The 10,297-nt window shown below is 29.8% G+C and carries 9 protein-coding genes; 2 read left to right on the forward strand and 7 right to left on the reverse strand.

What is annotated here, in order from left to right; genetic code table 11:
* Positions 1–1,573, reverse strand: a 1,573-nt coding sequence (locus U9R42_09905; GenBank protein MEA3496334.1) for an N-6 DNA methylase, incomplete at its 3' end; no start/stop codon positions are given.
* Positions 1,574–1,575: 2 nt separating this feature from the next.
* Complete coding sequence (locus U9R42_09910; GenBank protein MEA3496335.1) at positions 1,576–1,911, reverse strand: helix-turn-helix transcriptional regulator; 336 nt, start codon at positions 1,909–1,911, stop codon at positions 1,576–1,578.
* Between the two features lie 381 nt (positions 1,912–2,292).
* Between U9R42_09910 and menD the strand changes: the two genes are divergently transcribed.
* The gene (gene menD / locus U9R42_09915; protein MEA3496336.1) at positions 2,293–3,972 is read left to right on the forward strand and encodes a 2-succinyl-5-enolpyruvyl-6-hydroxy-3-cyclohexene-1-carboxylic-acid synthase; all 1,680 of its coding nucleotides are present in this window, start codon (positions 2,293–2,295) and stop codon (positions 3,970–3,972) included.
* Between the two features lie 12 nt (positions 3,973–3,984).
* On the opposite strand, the gene U9R42_09920 is transcribed toward menD, so the two are convergent.
* The 3 genes from U9R42_09920 to U9R42_09930 all read right to left on the reverse strand — a co-directional run bounded on the left by U9R42_09920 (position 3,985) and on the right by U9R42_09930 (position 7,412).
* On the reverse strand, positions 3,985–5,259 hold the full coding sequence (locus U9R42_09920; GenBank protein ID MEA3496337.1) for an ankyrin repeat domain-containing protein: 1,275 nt from the start codon (positions 5,257–5,259) through the stop codon (positions 3,985–3,987).
* A 375-nt stretch (positions 5,260–5,634) separates the two neighbouring features.
* Positions 5,635–6,783, reverse strand: a complete 1,149-nt coding sequence (gene dnaJ, locus U9R42_09925; protein MEA3496338.1) for a molecular chaperone DnaJ — start codon at positions 6,781–6,783, stop codon at positions 5,635–5,637.
* Between the two features lie 2 nt (positions 6,784–6,785).
* Positions 6,786–7,412, reverse strand: coding sequence for a nucleotide exchange factor GrpE (locus U9R42_09930; protein ID MEA3496339.1), 627 nt, complete (start codon positions 7,410–7,412; stop codon positions 6,786–6,788).
* A gap of 230 nt (positions 7,413–7,642) precedes the next feature.
* Here U9R42_09930 and U9R42_09935 point away from each other — a divergent pair, with 230 nt between their 5' ends.
* Positions 7,643–8,467, forward strand: coding sequence for a hypothetical protein (locus U9R42_09935; GenBank protein ID MEA3496340.1), 825 nt, complete (start codon positions 7,643–7,645; stop codon positions 8,465–8,467).
* 35 nt (positions 8,468–8,502) lie between these two features.
* On the opposite strand, the gene U9R42_09940 is transcribed toward U9R42_09935, so the two are convergent.
* Together U9R42_09940 and U9R42_09945 are read right to left on the reverse strand one after the other, a co-directional pair.
* Complete coding sequence (locus U9R42_09940; protein MEA3496341.1) at positions 8,503–9,396, reverse strand: alpha/beta hydrolase; 894 nt, start codon at positions 9,394–9,396, stop codon at positions 8,503–8,505.
* Position 9,397: 1 nt separating this feature from the next.
* Complete coding sequence (locus tag U9R42_09945; GenBank protein ID MEA3496342.1) at positions 9,398–10,060, reverse strand: hypothetical protein; 663 nt, start codon at positions 10,058–10,060, stop codon at positions 9,398–9,400.
* Positions 10,061–10,297: the final 237 nt, after the last annotated feature.

A 10,297-nucleotide genomic window follows, 5' to 3' on the forward strand; every position in this document is an offset into this window, starting at 1 on the left:
GTTTGGTTGCCATATATGGTGGATTCCCCACAATTACATCAAACCTTATTTTACCAAAATCAAAAGGATTTATTTCGTCTTGATTCTTTTTAGTTGTTATGGAACTGTCGATTAGACTGTTTCCAAATTGAATATTTTCAAGGTTCGGAAGTGCTGGCATTGAAATGGTTGAATTGTCTTCATTTTCAAGAAGTTTAAGAAGTAATCCAAATTTACAAGCTTCAACTGCATTGTAATCTTTATCAATTCCGTAGATGCAATTTTCTAAAATTTCCTTTTTTGTTTCAAAAGGTAGTTTGAAAGTGTTAATTGATGTTTGGATTAACTTTTTAGTATCGTTTGCCAAATAATAATCCACTAAAACATCTTGTAATAACTGATAGGTTTCCAACAAAAATGCACCTGAACCACAAGCAATATCAGCAAAAGAAGAATTTAAAATTTCTTTGTCTGTTTTGCTTTCACAATGTTTTACAACCGTTTGGCGTAATATGTTCTGAATGATAAATATCGGAGTTGTAATAATATCCCTATCAATATTTTCAGGTTTCTTTTTTATTGAAATTTCGCCATTTTTAATAGTTAATTGCTCTCCAAGAAATATTTCGTATATATTTCCTAAAATGTCTGATGAGAATACTGAAAAAGAATAATTGCTTTCAGGAAAGTACAAATGCTCAATGATAATCCAAAATGCAGAGCTATTAGTTGAGATTATTTCCTTTGTTAATGGATGATTAAAAAGTCCTGCATTGTATTTTTTATCTGCCTCTTTGAATTTTTTGATTAATGAGTTAAAATCATTTTTATCAGCAAAGTTTAAAAGTGTTTTGTAAGCTTCTAAATTTCTATCCTCACAAACACGTAAAAATATGATACTATTTATATATGCCTGAACAATGTCATTAAGTTCTTCTATTGAAACATCTGGTTTGTGTGAGTAAATTTCTTTTCCAAGAATAATTCTCCAATCATTTATTTGCGATAAGAAAAGATTGTCAACACTTGATAATTTTAGTTGTTCTTCAATGTCTTTCCAAGTTTCATCAAATTTTCCGTTGTAAACTACTTGATGACTTAACTGCCTTTTAATCTCTTCAAAAGCAGATTCATATTCTGTGTAGTTATAAATATTTATGCGTGATTTTGTTACACAATCGTCTCTTTCAACTTTTTGAGAGCAATCATAAATTGCTAAATATTCAAAGTTTGATAAGACTGATATTTTCAGTTTTGCTGTAAATCCATATCTGCGAATCTGCTTTGCGGGTTCATTATCTTTTCCGATTTTTACATTTGGTTTTTTTGCTTCTAAAAAAAACTTTCGTTCAGAAAAAAGCCTAAAAGTGTAATCAGGTTTCTTTGTGTTTGTCGTTGCATCTGCTTTTAATCCTTCTTCTAATAAAACTTCACGCTCATTTGTAGGTTTTCTTTCTGAGTTTTTAATATCCCAACCAAGTAATTCGAAAAATGGGTCTAAGAAATCAGTTCTGAGTTGAGTTTCGTTATAACTCGCTTTAAGATATGTTTCTCTATTAGAGTGATATTTTTTTACAAGGTCTTTTACAGTCATAATTATTTGAAATTTAGTGAACCTTGTTTAACATTTTTGTTTTTCAAGTATTGGATTTTTTCTTCTGCTACTTTTAGAATTTCATCAGGATTTTTTTCTCCCAAAATTTGATAAGCCACCTTGTCGCTAAAAAAAATCAGGCTTAATGTTTTTTCACTTTCGTTAAATAATTTAGAAAGTAGTGGTAACATTTCTTTATTTGCGGTTCTTTCTCCTCTTTCTATTTTACTAAGTGTTGAAGGGTCTAAATCTAATACAGATGCTACCTTTCTAAGCGGAAGTTTATGTTCTTCCCTTAGTTTTTTAATATATCCTCCAAATGATTCTCTCGCTGTCATTCCATAATTTTTATTCTTAAATAATATTTCAGGTCAATAATTGTCCAAAGGTACTATTTTTTTTTCGAGTGCGGTGGAAAAATTTACTTTTTTATTTTTTTAACGTTGAATTTGTGGGTCAGTAAAAAACAAATGTATAAAATGTGTAGTAAGTTTTTAACTTGTTTTCCTTTCAGTTATTTCAATGCTCGGTCATTCCTTTAGCTTTATTTTATGTCTAATGAAACCTCCATAATACAGCTTAAAATTAAATTTAGCAATAAATGTTAATAATCACTAAAAATATATCAGCAAAAATAAAGAAAATTATCCTTTTCTAAAATCAGCATTTTAGTGCCTATGCACTTCTTTAAATTTTCTTACCTTTGAAAAAAAATATTTATGGATAATTCAGCCGAAATTCTTTATCAAACAATTCATAATATCACAGATATTTGCTACAAAAAAGATGTTCATTTTGCTGTACTTTCTCCGGGATCAAGGTCTGCTCCTTTGGCTTTAAGTTTTATTAGGAACAAAAATATCAAACATTTTATTATTAATGACGAACGTTCTGCAGGATACTTTGCTTTGGGACTTGCACAGCAAACAAAAAAAACCGTAGTACTAGTTTGCACCTCAGGAACAGCCGCTTTAAATTATGCACCGGCAGTTGCCGAAGCGTATTTTCAAAAAATACCACTATTGATTTTTACAGCCGACAGACCTCCTGAATCAATTGAGCAGCAAGGAAATCAGACTATACATCAATACAAGCTTTATGAACCTAATGTTTTAAAAAGTTTTCAGTTGAACATTTCTTATAATGATAAAAATGCTGAGGATGAAGCTTACAGAATAGTATCGGAATCAATAAATATTTCACAATATCCACAAAAAGGTGCTGTTCATATAAATGTACCAATGCGTGAACCACTTTATCTGAAAAATATTCCGCAACGACAAGATCAAAATCCAAAAGTTATTGATTTGCTTAAACCAGACTTAAAAATCCCAAGAGCTACACAAAAGAAACTAATTGAAAAACTTATTACTCATAAAAAAATTCTTGTTGTTGCAGGTGTGTTTGAGCATAATACTACTTTTAAAAAGATTATTGATAAGCTTTTAGCTATTACAGATATTTGTTTTGTTCGTGATATTACATCAAATATTCCTGATTTAAAACATGCAATTATTCATCATGAGGAATTGCTAACGAATTATGAAGGAAATATTTCAGATATTCAACCTGATTTGTTGATTACTTTTGGTGGTCAAATCGTATCAAAACCTTTAAGAATATTCTTGCAGGAAAATAAAGCAAAAGAACACTGGCATATTGACGCTACTGCAAAATCCCCTGATACTTTTCAATCAATAACAAAAACCATTGCAATTCATCCTGAAGAATTTTTTAGAATTTTATTAAAAAATATAAAACTTTTTAAAACAAAATCATTTCACGGTTTTTATAAAAAATGGGAAAAGCTTGACGATAATGCTATTAAAAATGTAGAGCAAAAAATATCTTCGGATGATGAGCTTTATTTCATTTCAGAAATACTGAAAAAAATTCCTAAGAACTCAATTTTACAACTTGGAAATGGCTCTATTGTAAGGCAGGCAAGCTATTTGAGTTTTATTAAAAATAAATTTGCAAAAAGTATTGAAGTCTATTCCAATCGAGGTACATCAGGAATTGACGGATGTTTGAGTACAGCAATAGGAAGTGCTGTTTCTACGGACAAAATCGTTACTCTTATCATTGGTGATTTAAGTTTTTTTTACGATAGAAACGCTTTTTGGAATAAATATTTGCCAAAGAATTTAAAGCTAATTGTTATCAATAATCATGGTGGAGGAATATTCAGAAAAATGCAAGGACCACAATCTCAACCCGAACTTGACGAGTATTTTACAACACCTCATAAGTTAAGTATTAAAAAAATTACTGAGCAATACGAAATTGAATATTTCAAATGTACTAAGCCTTCAAAAATCAAAAAATCTTTGAGTGACTTTTACAATTACAACAAGAAAACTACTGTTTTGGAAATTGATATTGATGACGTGAAATAAAAATCCGAAAAGTTATTCTTCAATTAATTCTTGCCATTCTTTAGGAAAATTTTCTTTATTAATATGTACACCATTCTTTTCAAGTATTGAAAGAACTTTTACATAATCTTCTTTTTTACCTACCATTTTAAGAGGCTTGCGTGATATTTTTAATAATTGGTCTATAACACCTTTTCCGTTATCATCTTTCAAATGAACATTGGAACCGTTTTCTATTAAAATTTCTGCTACATCAATTTTTGCATTATTTACTGCCAACATTAGTGCGGTATTGCCATCTTTTCCATGAATATCTAAGTTGGTACCTTTTTCTACTAAAATTTTAACTGCATTTGTATTGCCTAATTTAGAAGCAATAATTAATGCAGAATTTCCTTCATTATTAATTCTGTTAACATCTGCATAATTATCAATCAAATGCGTTATCATTTTTGTTGAATTGTTTTTTGCAGCTATCATCAAAGCAGTATCAGCAGTTTCTACAATTTTTGCATTAGCATCAGCACCTTGTTGTATCAAAACATCAGCTAATTCCAAATCTCCATTTTCTAAAGCTTTTAGTACTGCATGGTCAAATATTCTTACATCTTCTCCATGAAATTTCGCACCTTTATTAAACAATTCTTTTACCTCAGAAGTATTACCTTCAAGTAATGCAAACAATAATTTTGTTTCAATATTAAATTTACTTTCGTCAACTTTATTTTTTAATGACAACAAATAATTGATAATTGGTTTTTCATTTATTAATACTGCTGTAATAAAAACCGTACTTCCGTTTTTATCTTTTTGACATGTGTTAATACCTGCGTTAACAAGTATTTTTACAGCTCCAAGTTGTTTTGATTGGACAGCAATCATTAAAGCATTTTCCCCGTCAATATTTGTAGAATTTAAATCAACTTTGAATTTAAGTAAGGTTTCAATGGCTTTTAATTTGCCGTTAGCAACAGAGTGCATCAAAGCAGTTTTACCTTCTTTATCTTTATAATTTATATCACTTCCTGCCCCAATAAGCAACTCAATAATTTCAATATTCTCCTTAGATGCGGCAACATGCAATGGAGTATTGCCTTTAATATTTGTGATTTGCAAGTTTACAGGCATTGCAATTAATTTTTTTGTGATTTCAATATTTCCCTGTGTTGCAGCCTTCATCAAAGGAGTGTTGCCTTCATCATCCTGAGAATTAGGGTTTACACCTTTATCAAGGAGTTTTATGGCTTTTTCAATATTATTAGTTGCAATTGCTTTATGCAAAGACTTTATTTTATTTCCAAATAACATAAACGTATATTTAATTTTTCATAAAATTGAAATTAGAGCAATAATAACACATTTTTTTCAATGGTGGTAAAATTAATTATTTTTTTTTGATTTAATTATTTTTAATGTATTTACGCATTAATGTTTCATCACCGGAAAATTGAGGTATTTTTTTGAGAACATCAAATATTTTTGTTTCCTCTTCAATTTCTACTTTTTTTCTTTATTCTTATTTCCCTACTGTTGAAAGAAAGCAGAATATCCGGAAATTATAAAAAGTAAGATAAAAATACTAAGCCATCTTAATTTGTTTTTAATTTTCATATATTTACTTTTTTATTGTGTTAAAAAAACAAATTTATGTAAATTAGGATTGATAACCTGAGTTGAAATAAATTATGAAAACATTTCTTTAACTTTATCAAAAATTCCTTTATCTGTAGATGGGCTTGGGATAAAGTTTTCAGAATTTTTCAATTCTTTCAGTATTTGTTTTTCTTGACTGTTTAGCTTTACAGGAACCCAAATATTTATATGAATAAGTTGATCACCACTGCCATAGGCATTTAAATTGGGGATACCTTTTCCTTTAAGTCTGAATATTTTTCCACCTTGAGTGCCGGCAGGAATATTTATTTTTGCTTTAGCGTTTATTGTAGGAACTTCAACGCTTTTTCCAAGTGCTGCATCAGCGATATTGAGATAAAGGTCGTAAATTATATTGTTACCATCACGCTTCAAGTATTTATCTTCTGTTTCATTAATAACAACTATCAGATCTCCGGGAATCCCTCCTCTTGGGGCAGCATTTCCTTTTCCTGAAACAGCCAATTGTACACCTTCTGAAACACCTGCAGGAATATTAATTTCTATAACTTCCGAGCCCATTACTCTACCATCACCACGACAATTTGAACACTTGTTAGTAATTATTCTACCTTCACCATTACAAGTAGGGCATGTACTTGTTGTGTACATTTGTCCCAAAAAAGTATTTGTAGCACGCTTTACCTGTCCTGCACCACCGCAACTTGAACATGTTTGAAAAGCATTACTACCTTCTGCACCAGAACCACCACATACATCACAGGCTACAGATTTTTTTACTTTTATTTTTTTCTTAGTTCCGTTTGCAATTTCTTTGAGAGTTAAAGCAACTTTTATTCGTAAGTCAGAGCCTTTAAAAACTCTTCTTCGTCCTTGAGAACGCTGTCCTCCTCCTCCGAAAAAAGATTCAAAAGGATTTGAACCGCCAAATATATCACCAAAACTATCAAAAATATCATCCATTGACATTTCACCACCTTGACCAAAACCTCCTTTTAAACCACTATGTCCATACTGGTCGTACCTTGATTTTTTATCAGGATCACGTAAAACTTCATAGGCTTCAGCGGCTTCTTTGAATTTTTCTTCAGCAGCTTTATTATCAGGATTTTTATCTGGATGATATTGTATAGCTTTTTTACGATAGGCTTTTTTTATCTCTTCATTTGACGCAGATTTATCTACATCAAGAATTTCGTAATAATCTCTTTTTGACATAATTATTCTCCAACTACAACTTTTGAAAATCTAATAACTTTATCTTTATGTTTATATCCCTTTTGTACCTGATCAACAATTTTCCCTTTAAGTTTTTTCTTAGTAACAGGTATTTTGGTTAATGCTTCATGTATTTCCGAGTCAAATGCTTCTCCTATGCACTTAATTTCCGTTACATCATTTTCCTTTAATAATTTTTTAAATTTATTAAAGATCAAATTCAATCCATCATCAATTACTTTGGAATCATCTGATTTATTTTCTTTTATTGATTGCAAGGCTCTTTCAAAATCATCAATTACAGAAATAAAATCAAAAAGCAATCTTTCATTTGCATGATCAATTAGTTGCAATTTTTCTTTACTGGTTCTTCGTCTGAAATTTTCAAATTCAGAATATTGCCTTAAATACTTATCATGTAATTCATCATGCTCTCTTTTCAACTTATCGTACTCACTTTCTTCTTCCTCAATTTCTTCCTCTTTTTCAAGCTCATCACTATCCTCAGTAATTTCTTTTTCCTCTGAAGAATCTTCTTCTTTCTCTTTTTTAATTTCTTGCTGTTCTGAAGAATCTTTTAGCTTTTCTTCTTTTTTATCTTTCAATTTCTCGTTTTTTCCTTTTGTCATTTGTTATCAATTTTAAGGCTCAATGGAGCTTTTTATTGTTAAAATCAATCACTTAACTCTTTTAAATAAAGCACAAAGCCCTATTCAATTATTTTGCCAAAAATATTCTTTGTCAATATGGCATGAAGAAAATATAATATGTTTTTCTTTTTTAAATTTTCATCACAAATTCTTAGTACAAATAAAAAATTGTTTGTCCTTATTTTATGAAATATCTTAAATTTGCTTTCATGACAAAATCCATAAAAAAAACAATATACTTTCATGTTGGTACAGGAAAAACAGGAACAACATTTTTGCAATATCGTGTTTTCCCAAAATTTAAAAATATTTACTACATCAATAGAACAAAATATAAGAAAGCAAAAACGATAATTAATAATACCAATCACAATAAATATTTAGTATCACGCGAATTTGACCAACAATTAGAGCGGGAAGTAAAATTATTTTCATCCTATTTTCCTGATACTATTCCAATAATTGTTTTTAGAAGGCATGACAGCTACATTGCTTCACAGTATCGAAGATTTTTAAAAAACGGTTTTAGAGGAAATTTCCAAGATTTTTTTGATTTGGAAAATGATTTAGGTAAATTTAAAAAGCATGACTTGAATTATTCACATCAAATTCAATTACTTGAAAAATATTTTAAAGCAAAACCAGTAGTTCTTATTTATGAAAAGCTCAAAAGCAATCCATCTGATTTTATTAATAATCTATCTGATTTAATGGATGTTTCTATTAATCTTGAAAAGCTTAATTTAACAAAAAAGCATTCTTCTTATTCCGAAAAGCAAATAAAAGCAATAGTTTTTGTCGGGAGAAAAATTAATTTAAGAAAAAGAAGAATTTTTGAAAATGGTATTTTACATTTTTTATGGAAACTTTATTTGGGATTTATTCGTTACACAATTTTGTACACAGCTAAATTATTCCCTGATTCTTTTTTTGGAAACAAAGCCCTTATTTCAAAAAATGAACTTGAAAAAATTCGGAATTTTTACAAAGATGACTGGGAGAAATGTTTGCAATATTCTGAGACTAAAAATTAAAGTGATACTAAACCGCCATCAATTTAATACAAAAATTATCTTTCAATAAAATCGTTTACAATATCAAGATATTCATCAAATCCTAATGTTTGAGGTACTCCATCTTTCCCATGTTTTGCACCTTCAACAGGATGTGCTTCTTTGTAAATTCCTTTGTAATTATTATAAATTAGTTCACCATTTGAAATTGCAATGTAATCATCCTCAACACCATGAAACCACATAAAAGCTTGATCAACATCTTTTATCATTTCAGCATTTTCTAGTTTTAAATCTGTTAAAAACTCAGCCTGAACATTTATCATTGTTGATTCTTGGGTAAGATTTTCGGCAGAGGAAAATGGTGATTCAAGTATTAGTTTATTGGGTTTAAAATCATCATAAAAAGCTGCTGCATAAGTTGCGGGTGCTGAACCAAGACTAAAACCATAAATTATCACTTGCTTGTTTTTAGCAGCATGTTGTTTTAACCAATTTAAAGCAGCGGAAACATCAGCATTCATTCCATCTTCACTTGGGCTACCTTCTGAAAGTCCATAGCCTCTATAATCAAACATCAAAACTCCGTATCTGTTTTTCCCTCCACAATTTGCCAATAATTTTGCCCTTGCCCAGTAATAATCCATGTGGTCGGTTTGCCCATGGCAATACAAAATTATTGTATCTGTAAAAATAGAATCAAGTTCTCCAATATACAGTCCCGCAATTGCTTTAGGCTCTGACTCTCCTTCTAATTTTGATTCAAAAGAAACAAAGGTAAGCATATCGTCAGCAATATCATATTGCGAAGGTAAAACAAGTTCTGTTTCTCCTTTATAATCGTCAAGTAAATATTCTGTAATTGAATTATCGTTTAAAAAAGCCATGTCATCAATTCGTAAACATGATGACAAGATTACTATCAAAAGTATTGTTATTATTTTTTTCATGTTAAAATCTTTTAGTTATTCCTAAAAAAATACCTGTTGCTCCGCTATTGCCTGTAAAACTTTGGTATGGTACAAACACATATTCATTGTTGTGCGATAGTCCAAGAAATTTCATTTCCAGAGAATATGAAAAACTATTAGTGTTGTAAGTGTAACCGATATGCGGATTAATAAGCCATCTGTCAAGTGTGGCTTCATCATGAGCTTTTTTCCCTGATAGCTCAAACCAATTAGAAATTCCGAGATATAAATAGTTTTTGTTTTTGCCATGTTCCCAGTAAGCATTTAAATCAACTTGAGGCCAAATTTTAAAATTAGGGTCATTGAAATGAAAAACAATATTTGCAACAGGGGAAACAGAAAGAGAAGGAATAAACTTATCTTGTTCAAGAAATTTGTAAGTTGCTCCAATATCTGTTTGGAAATTACCAAAAGCCAGTGAAGTTGTGTGAAGGCTACCAAAAAGAGTAAGATTTTCCTTATATCCATAACCATAAAAAAGTCCTGTAAGAGGAACGGGTATTGTTTTTCCCGAATATTCAATCAAAGGTCCGCCTGCATTAAAGCCAACAGAATGAGTTCCTTGTTCCAAGGGCTGTACGAATCGTGAAGGGGCACAAGAAACAATAATGAGAAAACTCAAAAAATAAATTGTTCTTTTCATAAAATAAGTTAGTTTATTTAAAAATGTAAAAGTACTACTTTTTTTATTTTATAAAAAAATATGTTTTAAAACTGAACATTTATTTTCATAGCAACTTCCTTTGACTCACCCTCCTGTCCCTCTCTGCAAGCAAAGAGGGATGATACATTTGTACATATTTCAACAATAATTTTCAAAAAATCAATTCTGTAAAAAACAACTAATACTAAACCGTCATCAAATTAATTAAGAAGAACC

The sequence above is a fragment of the Bacteroidota bacterium genome (assembly GCA_034723125.1).
Taxonomy (GTDB): domain Bacteria; phylum Bacteroidota; class Bacteroidia; order CAILMK01; family JAAYUY01; genus JAYEOP01.

Coding starts and splice junctions, on each gene's coding strand:
- U9R42_09940 (MEA3496341.1), bottom strand. CDS start 9,396: ATGAAAAAAATAATAACAATACTTTTGATAGTAATCTTGTCATCATGT.
- U9R42_09945 (MEA3496342.1), bottom strand. CDS start 10,060: ATGAAAAGAACAATTTATTTTTTGAGTTTTCTCATTATTGTTTCTTGT.
- U9R42_09920 (MEA3496337.1), bottom strand. CDS start 5,259: ATGTTATTTGGAAATAAAATAAAGTCTTTGCATAAAGCAATTGCAACT.
- U9R42_09910 (MEA3496335.1), bottom strand. CDS start 1,911: ATGACAGCGAGAGAATCATTTGGAGGATATATTAAAAAACTAAGGGAA.
- U9R42_09935 (MEA3496340.1), top strand. CDS start 7,643: ATGACAAAATCCATAAAAAAAACAATATACTTTCATGTTGGTACAGGA.
- U9R42_09930 (MEA3496339.1), bottom strand. CDS start 7,412: ATGACAAAAGGAAAAAACGAGAAATTGAAAGATAAAAAAGAAGAAAAG.
- dnaJ (MEA3496338.1), bottom strand. CDS start 6,783: ATGTCAAAAAGAGATTATTACGAAATTCTTGATGTAGATAAATCTGCG.
- menD (MEA3496336.1), top strand. CDS start 2,293: ATGGATAATTCAGCCGAAATTCTTTATCAAACAATTCATAATATCACA.